The 16115-nt window shown below is 62.4% G+C and carries 14 protein-coding genes; 12 read left to right on the plus strand and 2 right to left on the minus strand.

From position 1 onward, the window contains the following. The first annotated feature begins 103 nt into the window (after positions 1–103). The 6 genes from flhA (at position 104) to E2A64_RS04005 (ending at position 4897) form a co-directional block, all read left to right on the plus strand. Positions 104–2191, plus strand: coding sequence for a flagellar biosynthesis protein FlhA (flhA, locus tag E2A64_RS03980; protein WP_133283120.1), 2088 nt, complete (start codon positions 104–106; stop codon positions 2189–2191). Beyond that, positions 2188–2946, plus strand: coding sequence for a flagellar biosynthetic protein FliR (gene fliR, locus E2A64_RS03985; RefSeq protein ID WP_133283121.1), 759 nt, complete (start codon positions 2188–2190; stop codon positions 2944–2946). The genes flhA and fliR overlap by 4 nt, the downstream gene beginning before the upstream one ends. After that, positions 2946–3350 (plus strand): hypothetical protein, encoded by a 405-nt coding sequence (locus E2A64_RS03990; protein WP_133283122.1) that lies wholly within the window; start codon positions 2946–2948, stop codon positions 3348–3350. Before fliR ends, E2A64_RS03990 begins: the two co-directional genes overlap by 1 nt. A gap of 73 nt (positions 3351–3423) precedes the next feature. Beyond that, positions 3424–3996, plus strand: coding sequence for a rod-binding protein (locus tag E2A64_RS03995; RefSeq protein WP_158285675.1), 573 nt, complete (start codon positions 3424–3426; stop codon positions 3994–3996). Then, positions 3993–4373 carry a hypothetical protein gene (locus E2A64_RS04000; protein WP_133283124.1) on the plus strand — a complete coding sequence of 127 codons (381 nt, stop codon included), beginning with the start codon at positions 3993–3995 and terminating at the stop codon, positions 4371–4373. The genes E2A64_RS03995 and E2A64_RS04000 overlap by 4 nt, the downstream gene beginning before the upstream one ends. Then, a complete protein-coding gene (locus E2A64_RS04005; protein ID WP_133283125.1) occupies positions 4370–4897 on the plus strand; it encodes a hypothetical protein in 528 nt (175 codons plus the stop codon). The genes E2A64_RS04000 and E2A64_RS04005 overlap by 4 nt, the downstream gene beginning before the upstream one ends. Before the next feature lie 16 nt (positions 4898–4913). Here the strand turns inward: E2A64_RS04005 and E2A64_RS04010 are convergent, their stop codons facing one another. Continuing rightward, on the minus strand, positions 4914–5900 hold the full coding sequence (locus E2A64_RS04010; RefSeq protein ID WP_244598133.1) for a glycosyltransferase family 2 protein: 987 nt from the start codon (positions 5898–5900) through the stop codon (positions 4914–4916). Positions 5901–6051: 151 nt separating this feature from the next. On the opposite strand from E2A64_RS04010, the gene E2A64_RS04015 reads away from it, so the two are divergent. The 3 genes from E2A64_RS04015 to E2A64_RS04025 all read left to right on the plus strand — a co-directional run bounded on the left by E2A64_RS04015 (position 6052) and on the right by E2A64_RS04025 (position 9022). Further along, complete coding sequence (locus E2A64_RS04015; protein ID WP_342210779.1) at positions 6052–7224, plus strand: glycosyltransferase; 1173 nt, start codon at positions 6052–6054, stop codon at positions 7222–7224. 84 nt (positions 7225–7308) lie between these two features. Beyond that, complete coding sequence (locus E2A64_RS04020; RefSeq protein WP_244598134.1) at positions 7309–8109, plus strand: WecB/TagA/CpsF family glycosyltransferase; 801 nt, start codon at positions 7309–7311, stop codon at positions 8107–8109. Positions 8110–8137: 28 nt separating this feature from the next. Next, a complete protein-coding gene (locus E2A64_RS04025) occupies positions 8138–9022 on the plus strand; it encodes a DUF6492 family protein (protein WP_133283128.1) in 885 nt (294 codons plus the stop codon). 3 nt (positions 9023–9025) lie between these two features. Here E2A64_RS04025 and E2A64_RS04030 read toward each other — a convergent pair whose 3' ends face one another. After that, on the minus strand, positions 9026–10354 hold the full coding sequence (locus E2A64_RS04030; protein ID WP_244598136.1) for a lipopolysaccharide biosynthesis protein: 1329 nt from the start codon (positions 10352–10354) through the stop codon (positions 9026–9028). 587 nt (positions 10355–10941) lie between these two features. Here E2A64_RS04030 and E2A64_RS04035 point away from each other — a divergent pair. From E2A64_RS04035 to bglA, 3 genes are all read left to right on the plus strand, one after another. Beyond that, complete coding sequence (locus E2A64_RS04035; protein ID WP_158285676.1) at positions 10942–13161, plus strand: GumC family protein; 2220 nt, start codon at positions 10942–10944, stop codon at positions 13159–13161. 179 nt (positions 13162–13340) lie between these two features. Then, positions 13341–14240, plus strand: a complete 900-nt coding sequence (gene folD, locus E2A64_RS04040) for a bifunctional methylenetetrahydrofolate dehydrogenase/methenyltetrahydrofolate cyclohydrolase FolD (RefSeq protein ID WP_133284249.1) — start codon at positions 13341–13343, stop codon at positions 14238–14240. Between the two features lie 195 nt (positions 14241–14435). Beyond that, on the plus strand, positions 14436–16112 hold the full coding sequence (gene bglA, locus E2A64_RS04045; protein WP_133283130.1) for a beta-galactosidase BglA: 1677 nt from the start codon (positions 14436–14438) through the stop codon (positions 16110–16112). Positions 16113–16115: the final 3 nt, after the last annotated feature.

Consider the following 16115-nt stretch of genomic DNA (forward strand, 5'->3'; position numbering starts at 1 on the left):
TATTTTCACCGGCATGATCCCGGCCGTCCGCATGCGGACGGTACGGGTGTTGGCTGAACCGGGCCGCCATGAGGGCAGGCCGAAACGGTGGAGATGAAACGACATGGCCGAGACTCAGGCAGTGCCCCTTCCAAAGGCAGGCTTCCATGGCAAGGATCTCGGCTTCGCCTTCGGCATCGTCGTCATCCTGTCGGTTCTCTTCCTGCCGATCCCGACCTTCCTCATCGACGTCGGCCTGGCATTCTCCATTTCCTTCTCGGTTCTGATCCTGATGGTGGCCCTGTGGATCCGCAGGCCGCTCGACTTCTCGTCCTTCCCGACGATCCTGCTGATTGCCACGATGCTGCGGCTTTCGCTCAATATCGCCACCACGCGCGTGATCCTGTCGGAAGGCCACCTGGGCCCGGAGGCTGCGGGCAATGTCATCGGCGGCTTCTCGCAGATGGTCATGTCGGGTGACTTCGTCATCGGCCTCATCGTCTTCCTCATCCTGGTGACGGTCAATTTCATCGTGATCACCAAGGGTGCCACCCGCATCGCGGAAGTGGGCGCGCGCTTCACCCTCGATGCCATCCCCGGCAAGCAGATGGCGATCGACGCCGACCTGTCGGCGGGCCTGATCGACGAAAAGGATGCGCGCCATCGCCGGACCGAACTCGAGCAGGAAAGCTCCTTCTTCGGGTCCATGGACGGTGCTTCGAAATTCGTCCGCGGGGACGCGATCGCCGGTCTCATCATCACCGGCATCAACATGTTCGGCGGCATCGTCATCGGCTATGCCCGCCACGACATGCAGGTTGGCGAGGCGGCCGACGCCTTCGTCCGGCTGTCGGTCGGCGACGGCCTGGTCTCGCAGATTCCGGCGCTGATCGTGTCGCTTGCCGCAGGTCTTCTGGTCTCGCGCGGCGGTCAGCTCGGCTCGACCGACGAAGCCGTCATCGATCAGCTCGGCGCCTATCCGCGCGCGCTCTTCGCTGCGTCCGGCCTGCTTGCCGTGCTTGCCCTTATGCCGGGTCTGCCCTTCATTCCGTTTGCCGCGCTTGCGGGTGGTCTGGCGTTTGCGAGCTGGATCATTCCTCGCCGTCGCGATGCCGCGGCGCGTGCCGAGGCGCAGGAAGTGCATCGGGCCGAGCAGGAACAGAAGAGCAAGGAAAAGGATTCCGTCAAATCGATCCTGAAAACGGCCGAGATCGAACTCGTGCTCGGCAAGCAGGTCGCAGCCCGCCTCCTCGGAAGCCACGAGGAACTCGCTTTCCGTGTCTCCAAGATGCGCAAGAAATTCGCCTCGCAATACGGTTTCGTCGTTCCCGAGATCAAGGTCACCGACGACTTCGGCGTCAAGGACAAGAGCTACCATATCCGTATTCACGGCACGACGATCGCGGCAAACGAATTGCGCGTCGGCGACGTGATGGTCGTTCTCGCAGGCAAGCGGCGGCCGAGCCTTCCGGGCGACGAGCTGCGCGAACCGGCTTTCGGCCTTCCGGCCATGTCGCTGCCCGAATCCTTCGCCGACGATCTCAAGCGCGAGGGCTTCCAGCCGATCGACAATGTCTCGGTGGTCCTCACCCACCTGAGCGAGGTGATCCGCAACAACCTCCCGCAGCTTCTTTCCTACAAGGACATGAAGGTGCTCATCGATCGTCTCGATACCGAATACCGCAAGCTCGCCGACGAAATCTGCACCTCGCACATGACCTATTCCGGTTTCCAGGCCGTGCTGAAGCTGCTGCTGGCCGAGCGCGTCTCGATCCGCAACCTTCACCTCATTCTCGAAGCCGTGGCCGAACTGGCGCCCCACGTCCGCAAGACCGAGGCCATCGTCGAGCATGTGCGCATCCGGATGTCGCAGCAGATATGTGGCGACATCGCCCGCAACGGCGTGCTAAATGTCGTTCGGCTGGGCAGCAAGTGGGATCTGGCGTTCCATCAGGCGCTCAAGCGCGATCCGAAGGGCGAGATCGTCGAGTTCGACATCGATCCGCGCCAGCTCGAGGAGTTCACCGAGCAGGCGACCGAGGTTATCCGTGGACACATGGACAAGGGGCAGCCCTTCGTACTTGTCACCGCGCCCGATGCGCGCCCTTATGTACGCATGATCATCGAGCGCATATTCGCCACGTTGCCGGTTCTCTCCCATGTCGAACTGGCCAAGGGCACCGAAATCAAGATCATCGGGTCTGTCGCGTGATAGAAGATCCGCAAGGATCGGTGCTCGCCGTCTTTGCGGCCTTCTGCCGGATCGGCGGCTGCATCATGGTTCTGCCCGGCTTTTCGAGCTTCCGCGTTCCGCTGCAGATCAGGCTGTTCCTCTCGCTCGCCGTCTCCATGGCGCTCACCCCGCTTCTCTGGGACACCATCTATCCCCGTGTCCAGAACCCGGGCTCGGAATATCTCTACCTGATCGGATCGGAACTGATGATCGGCGTCGCCTTCGGCATGATCGCGCGCTACATCGTGCTCGGGCTGCAGTTTGCCGGCACGGCCATCCAGATGGTGATCGGCTTCAACACCTCGGGCGGCATGTCGGTGACGGAAAGCGAACAGGAGGGGCAGATGACCTCCCTGATCACCTTCACCGGCCTGCTCATCCTCTTTCTCACCGATTTCCATCACATGGTCATCCGCGCCCTGATGGGATCCTACAGTTTCATGCCGATGGGCGACGGGTTTGCCCCCCGCATGGCGCTGGTGACGCTCACCGACACCCTGTCCTCCACCTTCATGGTCATGCTGCGGCTTGCCAGCCCCTTCATCATCTACGGCCTGGTGTTCAATCTGGCGATCGGCTTCGTCAACAAGCTTGCGCCGCAGATCCCGGTCTACTTCATCTCGATCCCGTTCATCCTGTTCGGCGGCATGCTTCTGTTCTATTTCGGGTCGATCGAGTTCTTCTCGCTGTTCGTCGATGCCTTCGCCACGCTCTTTACCGGTGGGGCGGGCTGATGAGCGACAGTCGCGCCGACAAGCTCAAGCGCCTGGTCAGGGTCCAGCGTCAGCTGGAGCGGGTTGCGGAAATGGAACTCGGTATCATCCTGCGGGAGCGGGCGATCGTGGAGGACACCCGCTCCGCCATCGTTGACGCGATGGGCTCCCTGTCGCCGCTGCACCAGTCGATGTCGATACACTACTCGAAACGCTTTTCGGGCCTCGAGAACCGCGACCGGAGGCTGACCGGCATGCAGGCCATGCAGGAAAAGCGCATCCTCATGGAAAAGACCAAGGCAGACAGGCTGGACGACCAGGCTCGCGACGCATCGCTTGTCGAGGAGCGCGCGGCAGAGGATGACGGTCTTCTCGACCTTCTCGACTCGGCCCTGGCGGGAAAAGGCGGCTCAAGCCCAGCGTAAGTTTCATCTGCGATTGTACGGCAACAGGATGCGGAGGACCGCATCCGTTCTCGGGACCGTATTCGGAGGAAACATGGCGATTTCGGTGCCCAGCGACCTGGTTCTGGATGTGGTCAATGCGGCCAGTCCGGAAGCCGCGCGCAAGGCTGAGAACATGCTCGCCGCTGCCGCCGCCACGAAGGCACGGGCGAGCGCTGCGACCGACAGATTCACCACCGAGGTGGCCGATCTTCGTGGCGACACGAGCGCGAGCCTCGTCGATCTGCGCTCACGGCTCGAAGCCGCGGCGAGCGAAGTCGAGGTGCCGGAAGCCTACCGCAAGTTCGAAGCCATGGTGCTCGGCAACTTCGTCCAGTCCATGCTGCCGTCGGACAATGAAGACGTCTACGGCAAAGGCACGGCCGGCGACATCTGGAAGGGCATGATGGCCGACAAGATCGGCCAGGTGATTTCCGAGGGCGGCGGCATCGGTATCGCCGAGCGGATGGCCAAGCAGGCAGCCAATCTCGTTGTGCCGGCCGGAGCGCTTTCCGAATCCGTTGTTAACAAAACGGCAAACCTGGTCAGCGAAGTGCAGATGACAATTCTGGACGACGTGACCGGTATCGGTGATCATGCCAAGGATAAGGGAGGCAAGGTCCTATGAGCCTTTCACATGGACATGGCGCGCGTGAGCATTCGCTGGGCGGCCTGCTCGGTCGCCTCGAAGCAGTGCTCGACGAGGAAAACACCAAGCTCGGCAAGGACAAGACTTTCGACCTGAGCCGGACGAACGCGATCAAGAGCCGCTGTCTGTACGAGATGTCGGTCCTGATGCGCGATAGCGGAACCCGCAGGATCGGCAAGGAAGCCGAAGCTCAGCTCGGAGATATCCGCAAGAAGCTCGAGATCAACACGCTCAAGGTCAAGGCGCACATGGATGCGGTGCGCGAAGTCGCCGAAATGCTCAGGGACGTGGCCACAGAGGCGGAAGCCGACGGAACCTATTCCGCTGACGACTTCCTGGCCTACGACCTGTCATGATCAAACTTTTCGGTGTCGGAATCTGGGTTTGTCTGGTGACCCTGGCATCGGTCTATTTCTCGGTGCAGGTGACCAATGAGGATCCCGTCACCGAGAAGGTCCCGGATTTCCTCGGTGGTCTGGAAACCGTGCGTGGCGACATCATTTCCGTTCCGATACTCGGCAAGGACGGCGTGGAAGGCTACTTCCTGACGCGCCTGGCCTTCACGGTCGACGGTGGGTATCTCGACCGGCTCACCATTCCGGCCGACCAGCTTGTCACCGATGCGCTTTACACCGAACTGGTCGGCAACAAGGAAATCGATATCAACCACCTCGACCAGTTCGACATCGATGCCTTCAAGGAACACGTCAAGACCGCCATCAACGAGCGTATCGGTGAAGAGGTGTTCCACGACATCATCATCGACCAGATCGATTTCCTGTCGAAGGCCGACATTCGCGCCAACAATCAGAGGGGCGAGCGGTCGATGTCCAAGTCCCAGCAGCGCGTCGGCGAGACAGGCCCTGACGCAGGCCACTGACAATCGGTCTGGGCGCTCAATTGGCTTCCGGGTTTCGGTATTGCTCGTTGACCTTGCCGAATTCCGCCATCAGCCGCCCCCAGGCAACCTGTGCATGATAGAGCGCGATGACCGGTGAACCGGTTTTGGCATAGAGCTTCAGTCCGCGGAACGGCGAGGTTGCCAGAAGTGCCAGGGATTTGGCCAGGATCCGGACCCGGGACGACATGCCGGGGTTTTGCCGCTGGTCGATAATGGTCGAAATCGCGCCGTTGCGGAGGCTACGGGCATTCAGCCAGGAAAACTCCCCGCGCCGCGCCGGCACGGTCTCCATGACCGGTGCTTCCTGGCACCAGCCGTAGGAAAAGCCCTTCGCCCTGCAGCGCCGGTAAAAATCGCTGTCGCCGCCGCCGATGAAATTGAAGGCGGGATCGAGAAACGGCCGCGGCATGGTTTCGAGCACGCGCCGCGCGATCATCACATTGCCCGATGAATAGAGAATGGGCACCTGGCCCGTCTGACCGTAAGGCGGGGTAAAAACCGGATGGCGTGCCAGCGGTGCAAGCTGCGGATCCTCGAAGACCGGGAGCTGGGGAGCGCCGATAATATCGGCGCCCGTCGTCATCCCTGTGTTCGATAACAGGGCAAGCCAGTCGGGCGTGGCGATCTCGTCATCGTCGATGACGGCTATGTGAGTGAAATTCTCGAATTCCGACAGCGCGGTTTCCCAGCCGGCATTGTAGGCGTGGCAATTGCCGCGACGGTGCGCGACGACAACCATGCCGTCGACCGGCGCGCTTTCGAACCATGCTCTGGCGGCCTCGGCGCCTTCCATCCCATCGGCATCGTTTTCCATCACGATGACGGCGAAACGGATGTCGGTCTTCTGCCGCGCCAGCGATTCCAGCGTCTCGACGAGATGGACCGGGCGACGGAATGTGGGCAGTGTGATCACATGCGTGACAGTTGGCGCGTCGAGGCGCTCGGAGCGGAAGGCGATCGATTTGTCGAGGGGCTGGCTCACGGCTTCATCCGGTCTGTTGTTCATCCCAGAACAGCAGAAAATGCTGAAGATTGCCTGAAGGACAGGGGCAGGACGCTGTCCCTCAAAGTTAAGAGCGCCTTCAGGCCTCGGTGGTACTACCGGAGAAAACATGTTTCTATGAACGGCAACAATGCTGCACCTTGTATTCGTCACATCGCTGGTCCCCGTCACCGAGCCCCGCTCAGGCTACGATATCGCCAATCGCGTCATTGTCGATGCCCTGCGCCTGATGGGCCATCATGTCTCGGTCATCGGATTCCTGCAGCCGGGCGCTGCGGTGGCGGATCGCGACAACACGGTGCTTCTCGGCGAGCTGGAAGTCACGAATGCAAAGGTCGGCGCGGCACAGAAGCTGCGGTGGCTTGCTTCCGCATTTCGCCATGGCGAGCCTGTCTCGGTGGCCAAGATGCATGCGGCAAGCCGCGGCCAGCTGCGCCAGGCGCTCGCCTCCGTCGGACCGTTCGACGGTATCGTGCTGAATTCCGTCCAGCTTCCCGGCGCCTTTCTCGACCTTTTCAGCTCTTCGCCCTGCCTCTATGTGGCGCATAATGTGGAAGCGGCCTCGGCGGCGCAGAACGCCTCGACTGCCGGCAGCCCGTCGTCGCGGTTCCTGTTTTCGCGCGAGGCGCGGCTGTTGCGCGACGTCGAGACCAGGCTCTGCGCGCTCGCGAACCATGTCTTCACGCTCGCCGATGCCGACAGGGCGGCTCTCGGGGTCCCGGGGCCGGATCGTTCCGGCGTCCTGCCGCTGGTGACCTCTATCGAGCCGCCGGCTCCTCCCGCGTCACGCGCCCCGGAGTTCGATGTCGGCCTCGTCGGCTCATGGACATGGGCAGCCAATCGTGCGGGCCTCGACTGGTTTCTCGAAAGGATCGTGCCGCGCCTCCCTTCTGATTTCAAAATCGCTGTCGCAGGCGGTCTCGAGGATACTCCCGCAGGCATGTCCGCCAATGTCGGGTTTCTGGGCCGGGTGCCGGATGCGCGCGACTTCGTTCGTTCGGTTCGGGTCGTTCCGCTCGTTTCGCGGGTGGGGACGGGGGTTCAGCTCAAGTCCATCGAGACCTTCGAACTCGGAATTCCGGCGGTGGCGACGCGGAGCTCGGTCCGCGGCATCGCCGAACCGCCGGCGAATTGCAGGGTCGCCGACGACGACGCTGGCTTTGCCGAGGCGCTCATCGATCTGGTCAACCGTGCGCGTTCCGGTGAAAATCTTGACGTGGACGGTCGCGCCTTCCATGAATCGCAACTCAACGGCTTGACTGCGGCGCTTGCAATCGGCATCGAACGATTGTCGCACGGTTAATGGAATCCTAAAATATCCTTACCCTCATTCCCCAACCCGCGCTTCATCCTTTTTAAAAGCTTGCTAACGCTTGAATAGGCGAGCTTGATCTTGATTTCGGGAACCTTGATGCAGACGTCTGGCAACTATCGCGATGTCTTGGGAATGCGCGTGACAGCCTTCGGTTGGGAGGATGCCCTGCAGGTGCTCGATTCCGGACTCCGGCCAGGCTGCAAACAGCGGATCGTCAACTTCCTCAACGCCAACAATGCCAATATCGCCTACGGCAATGCCGGCTATCGTGAGGCCCTTGCCGCCTCCGACATGCTTCTGCCCGATGGCATCGGCATGGATATCGCCGCAAAGGCCATTGCGGGTGAGGCATTCCCCGCCAATCTCAACGGGACCGACTTCATCCCTGCGCTGCTCCTCCATATTGATCGCCCGCTGCGGGTGGCCCTGATCGGGGGCAGTGCCGCGGCAGTCGAACAGGCGGCGATCAATTTCAAGAAGTTGGCGCCCTGGCACGAATTTCGCGCGATTTCCGACGGTTACTTCGGTGAAGAGGGGAGCGAAAGGGTGAAGCAGGATCTCGCCGCCTTCGCCCCCGATTTCACCCTGGTCGCGATGGGCAGCCCGCTGCAGGAACTCTGGATCAAAAGCAATATCGGGCCTGAACACGGTCGTCTGGTGATGGGGGTCGGAGCCCTGTTCGATTTCGTGTCCGGACAGGTTCGCCGCGCGCCGCAATGGGTGCGGGATTTGCGGTTCGAATGGGTTTTTCGCTTGCTTGTCGAACCGGGGCGCCTCTGGCACCGCTATATTGTCGGCAATCCGCTTTTTATCTACCGTGTGTTCCGTTACAGACTGACGCACGATCGAGTTGAAACTTCTGCGGCGGAATAAGACCGTCGCATCTTATCGGGAAGCGGCCATGAAGACGGCAATCATGACGGCATCCTATGTCGGCGATTTCGAAAGATGCAGGCTACTCTGCGAAACCATCGATCGCTTCTTTTCGGGCAACTGGCATCACTATCTGCTCGTCGAGCGGCGGGATGTGGACTTGTTCCGGCAATTTGCCGGTGAGCGTCGCAGCGTCGTCAGCGAGGCCGAGCTTTTCCCCGCCTGGTTACGCTCCTTTCCCGATCCCCTCGGTTCCAGCCGCCGCATCTGGCCGACCCCGTTCACACTGCCTTTGCGGGGCTGGCATGCGCAGCAGTTGCGCCGCCTCGCGCTCGCGCGCCATATCGAGGCCGATACGCTGCTATCGATCGATTCCGAAGTGGTCATCGTCCGGCCTTTCGACCCGGCGAGCCTCTGGTTCGACGGCAGGATGCGGTTTTACAGGGTCGAAGACGGGAAGGGGACTGTCTCTTCCGATCATCCGCGCTGGATTGCCCATGCCGGGGACCTGCTCGGTCTGCCGCGCGATCCAGGCTTTGCCCATGATTACATCACCGCCGCGATCCCCTGGCGGGTGGATACGGCGCGCGCGCTGCTCGATCATATCGAAAGGATTTCGGGTACCGGATGGTTGCGCGCGGTCATGTCGTCGCGCGACATCTCCGAGTGCATGATCTACGGGCGTTTCGTCGATGAGGTCCTGGATGGAGCGGGGCACTCTCACGATCCCCGGCCGCTCTGTCATGTCCTGTGGCAAAAAGGTATCTTTTCCGAGAACCGCGCGGGACTGGTCGAGTTCATGCGCGGCCTCTCCGACGACCAGATCGCGATCGCGGTGCAATCCTTCGTCGGACATCCGCTTTCCGACATCCGCGAGCTTGCCTTGGGACTGCCGGCTGCGCCTGCGCTCTGAGCCTCAGATCACCCGGCGGCGTGTCTCGCTCTTGTAGGCAAGCGCGCCGTAGGTCACGATCGCTGAAATCAGGTAAAGCACCAGGAACACGAGGTTCATGAGGCCGACCCAGCTCTGCGTGGGCAGTCCCTGTGTCAGGAGTATCGCCAAGAGCCCGGCCTTGGCCGCGCCCAGGAGCGCGAGGATCGCCGTGCGGACGACGGTTCGACCCGTCCCGTAGAGAAGTTCGGAGTGATATTCGAGCAGGTTCCGGAGTGCGGGGACGGCGAGCACGAAGACCAGAAGCGGTGTCGCCTCGGCAACATTGGAACCGAGCAGTTTCGGGAAGACCCAGAGCATGGCGACGAGCGCAACAAGCCCGGCGATCGAGACGCCGGCTACCAGGGCTTCGAGACCGGCGCGGACCTTGAGCGTTTCGATGATCGCCGGCGCGCGCATCAGGCGCTGGACGAGGAGCGTCAGAAAGGATCGGACCGGCAGGGCGGTCAGATCGACGAGCCGCATGATGATCGCGTAGATGCCGGCGACCTCCGCCCCGCCGAACGTGAGAACGAGCACCTTGTCGAGTTCGGACTGGACATAGAACAGCATTTCGGCGCCTGCCACCGAGACGGCATCGATCCAGCGCCTGAGATACAGTCGCGGCGACCAGCGTAGCCTGACGCGGGGGTAGTAGAAGATGATGGCGATCATGGCTGCAAGGCCGTTGGCGAACAGATACCACCAGCTCCAGGCCGCCAGCGCATCGGTTCCGGAATAGGCGAAGGCGAGGGCGGCGAGCGCCTTGAGAGCGGTGGCGAACACGACCAGCAGCGAACCCGCGCCGAAGCGGTTGATGCCGTAGGAGACGATGACGACGATCTCCATGATCCGCCAGCACAGGATCTCGGCGATCAAGATGCGGGCGAAGACGCCGATCGTGATCTCGCCGTGGAAGACGATGTAGAAGGTCACCACGCTTGCCAGCGCCACGACGGGCAGCGACAGGACGAGCCCGGCGAGAAACCCGGCCGTATAGGTGCCCAGAAGCCGCTGCTTGACGGTCGCGATCCGGTAGAGCGGTGAGACGAAGCCGAAGGCCAGCAATCGCGAGAGCATCACGCCGCAGGCGGAGGCCGTGGCAAACAGGCCGAAATCGGCGATCGACAGAGTGTTCGCGACGGCAATGAAATAGGCCATCGAGATGATGAGCCTGCCCCCCGTTCCGCCGATCATCGAGAGATAGGCCCGGATCGCCGTGCGATTATCCGTTGCAAACGCCATCACGCGCGAAAACCGTGTGGTTTCCCCGTGCATGGAAGCATGTTCCTCGTGGTCGATCCCCGTCGTCATGGATCTCGGTTTACATCACATGTGTTAATTCGCGGTATGACGGCGCGATCGACCGTCCGGAAACCAGCAATTCCGCAGGTTCGATGGCCTTGCTGACGAGGCTGATTTGCAAGGCTGTTTTCGCTGCGCGCGGCCCGGTATTAACCTTTTATTATCTATGTCTGAATAGGTTTGGTTAACCAATGTGAAATTCTTTGAAGGCCTAGCCGACCGCGATGTGGGACTCCGATCAGGACAGAAATAGGCGCGGCGGACGCGGATCCCTGCTCGATCAGGGGGCCGGTTCGTCGGGTGGCGCACGTATTTCAGCCTCATCGCGCGGGCAGGGCCGTCCTGAAAAGCCGGCGCTGTCCAGCTCGCTGCTCGGCGCGGAACCGCGAGCGGCGCGTGTTTCCACGCGACCAGCCGGTTATGGTCCGGAAGCCTCGTACTCCGAACCGAGGACGTCCCCGCACGAGACGCCCGCGCCCGAGGGTCGGAAACACACGCAGCGGCGCTCTTTCGGCAATCACATTGCCAGCATGTTGACCTTCGCCGGTGATGGCCGGCGCAGTGAGGAACCCGTTGCGGGAGACAATCCCGAGAACGTGTCGAGGCCATATCGCGCGCCGGAGCCGGAATATGAGCGGCGAGCCGAAGCCGCACCGCGAGCCGGGCCTGTCAGGAGAAGCTACGAGGAAAGCGTGCCGCGTGAGAGCTACCCGCGCGCAGAACGCTATTACGATGACGACGATGACCGCCCCCTGGTGGATATCGGGGTTCTCGTCGCATCCGTCTGGCGTCATCGCCGGCTTATCGTCTCGACGACCGTTATCGGAGCGATTGCCGGCGTGCTGATCGCGCTGAGCACGCCGAACCATTATTATGCCGAGACCAAGATGTTCATCGACCCGCGTGAAATCCGGGTCACCGAAGACGATCTGCGCAATCAGAACCTGTCGACCGAGGCCATGATCGCACTGGCGGACAGCCAGATCCAGATCCTGTCTTCGAACCACGTGCTGTCGCAGGTGGTCGACAAGCTTAATCTGATCCGTGACCCGGAATTCAACGGTTCGGCTACCGCAGGAGGGATTGCGGGCGGCATTGCGCTCATCAGGCAGCTGCTTTCCGGCAGCGAAGTCAATGACGAGATGGAGACCGAGGCGATCGACACCCTCGGCAAGGCGCTGGCCATCTCGCGCGACCCGCAGACCTTCGTCATCAATGTGGGCGTCACCACCCGTGATGCGGACAAGTCGACCCTCATCGCCAACACGCTGGTCGACACCTATCTCGCTTCCGAAGACGCCGCCCAGTCCGGCCTGATGGAGCGAACATCGGAGGCGCTCGATTCCCGCCTCGATTCCCTGCGCTCCGATCTGAATGCAGCCGAGCGGGCAGTCGAGAACTTTCGCGCCGAAAACGATCTCGTCGGCGTCGGCGGCGAACTCATCGACGACAAGCAAGTCGTCGCGCTCAACCAGCAACGCGCCAATGCGCTTGCCCAGAAGGTCTCGGTCCGGGTCAAGGCGGAAAATCTCGCCAAGGCCGACGTCAACGACGTCATCGACGGGGCGTTTCCCGAGGAGTTCCTGTCGGCCAACCTGCTTGAACTGCGCAAGCAATATTCTCAGGCCAAGTCCAACGCCGATTCTCTCGCCTCCAGCCTGGGACCCCTCCACCCGAAATATGTCGCGGCCGATTCATCGCTTGCGTCGCTGCGCGGGCAGATCCGCTCCGAACTGCGACGCATCGTGGCGTCGTCGCAGGCCGAACTTCAGCGTGCCGTGGAAACCGAACAGGAACTGTCGAGCCAGCTGGCTGTTGCCAAGACGAAGTCGCTCGACAATTCCGAAGAACTGGTCACCCTGCGCGAACTGGAGCGCACGGCGAGTGCCACCCGCGAGATCTACGAAAGCTTCCTCAAGCGGTCGCGCGAGACCAGCGAGCGCGGCAATCTCAATCCGCAGAACGTGCGTGTCATCTCCGCCGCCGAACCGCCCCTCGATCCTGCAGGGCCATCGCGCAAGCTGATCGCCATTGCTGGCGCGATCCTCGGCACGCTGGCGGGTGTCGGCATTGCATTGGCTCTCGGTTTCCTCGAGATTCTCCGCGGCTTACTGCCCGATGATGGGCCCGGCGCGCCGCGAGGCGGGCGCAGATCTCCGTACTCGCCTGCACCGGACTCGGGCGCCGCCAGCCATGTCGCGGCACGCCGGGAGCAGGGACATGTGGCCGCCGCCACCGCCACCGGATCGACCGCCGCCAGTGTCACTGCCGCCCGCGAACCGGAGCCTGTCGCCGCACCCGAATGGCAGCAGCCCGAGGTCGCCAGGGCCGCGCCTGCCCCGACGCCGCAGCCTTCCCAGGCGCCGCAGCCTGCCCAGCCGCCGCAGCCTGCCCACAAGCCTCAGCCGGCCTTCCATCCGGCATATCCGCAGGAGATGCAGGCGCAACCGGAGCAGGCCTATCCGGTCGCCTATCCGGCTCCTCCCGCCTATCCGGCTTATCAGCCCTATCCGCTGCATCCGATGATGGTTCAGGCCCCGCAGCCGCATTGGTTCCACGGCGCGCCATGGCCCCATCCTGCCGCCTATGCCCAGCCGGCCTATCCCGCAATGCCGCAACACGCTCAGCCCTACGCGCCGCAGGCCGGGGTGGCACAGCCACATGCTCCGGCCCAGCCTGTCGGCGCCGCGGCTGCTGCCGCGGATCGCGATCTTTCCGAGGACCATCGCTCGGACGAGGAGATCCGCCGGATCCGGTCGCAGATGCGCGAATTGCGTCACCGGATCGACCGCCGCACCCATCGCCGCAGCGCCTGAGGCGATCCGTCCGAACTCCTGGATGGGCACTGGTTGCAATTAAAGCGCCAGGCCGCCTTTACCTTTCCCGATTTATCTCCCAGAAGGGCGGAAAATGACCGGCGCGGGTCGCGGCTGAATGATTGCCGCGCATCCGCTTTCCCCAAACTCCGGTCGGATCAGACATGGGAGTTGTCATGATGGCGAACGTAATCGACGGCAAGGCGGTCGCGGCTTCGGTGATCGAGAAGGTCAGGGCCGCATCCTCCGAACTTGAAGCCGCTGCCGGCGTGAAGCCCGGGCTTGCGGTGATCATCGTCGGGGACGATCCGGCCTCGCATGTCTATGTCTCGTCCAAAAGCCGCATGGCGAAGGAGTGCGGCTTCAACTCGGTCCAGCACACGCTGCCGGCCGAAACCTCGCAGACGGATCTGCTGGCGCTCGTCGAGCAACTCAACGGTGACGCGACCGTCCACGGCATCCTCGTGCAGTTGCCGCTTCCCGATCATCTCGACGCCGACGCCGTGACCCAGTCGATCAAGCCCGAGAAGGATGTCGATGGGCTGCATGTGATCAATGCCGGCAAGCTGATGACCGGCGATCTGAAGACGGGGCTCATTTCCTGCACGCCAGCCGGGGCCATGCTCTTCGTCCGGCAGACGCATGGCGCGGACCTTTCGGGCCTGAACGCCGTTGTCATCGGACGCTCCAACCTCTTCGGCAAGCCGATGGGCGCGCTGCTTCTGGCCGCAAATGCGACCGTCACCATCTGTCATTCGCGGACGAAGGATCTTGCCGAGGTCTGCCGTCGCGCCGATATCCTCGTCGCCGCTGTGGGTCGCCCCGAGATGGTCAAGAAGGATTGGGTGAAACCCGGCGCCACCATCATCGATGTCGGCATCAACCGAATTCCTGCACCTGAGCGCGGAGAGGGCAAGACCCGTCTGGTCGGCGACGTGGCTTTTGCCGAATGCGCGGACGTCGCTGGCACCATCACGCCGGTGCCGGGCGGCGTCGGGCCGATGACCATCGCCATGCTGATGGCCAATACGGTCACCGCGGCTTTTCGCGCCAACGCGCAACCCGAACCCTCTTTCTGAGTTCCCCAAGGGAGGCGGAAGGCCACCCCGGCTTCTGCCGCCTTGTTCCGGCCCGGCTCTTTGGCTAGGCTCCCCACGAACCGGGAAACGGAATTCACGCCACAGACAGGCCGAAGGGCACGTTGCCACCGGCGTCATGCCGCAGAGCTCATACTCTCCGCCCGGAGGCAGACTTCCAGAGACAGGAGCACGACGATGACCTCGGCTCACCCGCACAAGACGGCCAAGGGTGCCGTGACACTCGACGAGGACTGGTGGCGCGGCGCCGTCATCTACCAGATCTACCCGCGCTCCTATCAGGATACGAGCGGCGACGGGATCGGTGATCTCTACGGCATCGCCCAGCGTCTGGACTATATCGAAAGCCTCGGCGTGGATGCGATCTGGATTTCGCCCTTCTTCACCTCGCCGATGAAGGACTTCGGCTACGATATTTCCGATTACAACAATGTCGATCCGATGTTCGGCACGCTGAGCGACTTCGACTATCTGATCAAGCAGGCCCATGACCGCGGCATCCGCATCATGATCGACCTGGTGATCTCGCACACCTCCGACCAGCATCCGTGGTTCGTGGAAAGTCGCGCGAGCCGCTACAATCCCAGGGCCGACTGGTATGTCTGGGCCGACCCGAAGCCGGACGGCTCGCCGCCCAACAACTGGCTGTCGATCTTTGGCGGCACGGCGTGGGCCTGGGACCCGACGCGGCTGCAATATTTCCAGCACAATTTCCTGACGTCGCAGCCGGACCTCAATTTCCACAATCCGGAAGTTCAGGATGCGGTGCTCGACGTCGCCCGCTTCTGGCTCGACCGCGGTGTCGACGGTTTCCGCCTCGACACGATCAATTTCTATTTCTGCGACGATGAGCTGCGCGACAATCCGGCGCTGCCGCCCGAGGAGCGCAACGATTCCATCGCGCCGGCGGTGAACCCCTACAATTACCAGAACCACCTGTATGACAAGAACCGCCCGGAAAACATCGAGTTCCTCAAGCGCTTCCGCGCATTGATGGACGAATATCCGGCGATCGCCTCTGTCGGTGAGGTGGGAGATGCACAGCGTGGCCTGTCGATCGTTGCCGACTACACGTCCGGCAACGACAAGATGCAGATGTGCTACGCCTTCGAGTTCCTCGCCAACGAGCCGCTGACGCCGCGGCGGGTGCGCCAAGTGGTGGGTGATTTCTTCAATGCCGCGCCCGATGGCTGGGTCTGCTGGGCATTCTCGAACCACGACGTCGTGCGCCATGCCACCCGCTGGGCTGGCAATGTCGCCGACCGCGACCATTACATCAAGCTGCTTGCCGGGGTCATCATGTCGCTGCGCGGTTCCGTCTGCCTCTATCAGGGCGAGGAACTGGGGCTGACCGAGGCAGAGCTTGCCTATGAGGATCTCCGCGATCCCTACGGCATCCAGTTCTGGCCGGACTTCAAGGGGCGCGATGGCTGCCGCACGCCGATGGTGTGGGAAGAACACGCCCACTCTGCGGGTTTCACCGGGGGACATCCCTGGTTGCCCATACCGCCGGAGCATCGTGCCATGTCGGTGGAGAGCCAGGACCATCTCCAGGCCTCCATCCTCAACCACTATCGCCGCATGCTCGAATTCCGCAGCCAGCACCCGGCTCTCGCCAAGGGTGACATCGAGTTCGTGGACGTTGACGATGCGATCCTGAGCTTCATTCGCCGGACTGACGAGGAAGCCATTTTCTGCGCCTTCAATTTCTCGACCGAGACGCAGGAAATCACCGTGCCCCAGGGCATCAGGCTCGAATGGCTCGAACAGCACTGCTTTTCGGGCATCATGAAGCCGGACGGGACGATCAGCATCCCGTCCTATGATGCCTATTTCGCGGAAATCGCAGGCTAGGCG

The organism is Pseudohoeflea suaedae, from assembly GCF_004354915.1.
GTDB classification, from domain to species: domain Bacteria; phylum Pseudomonadota; class Alphaproteobacteria; order Rhizobiales; family Rhizobiaceae; genus Pseudohoeflea; species Pseudohoeflea suaedae.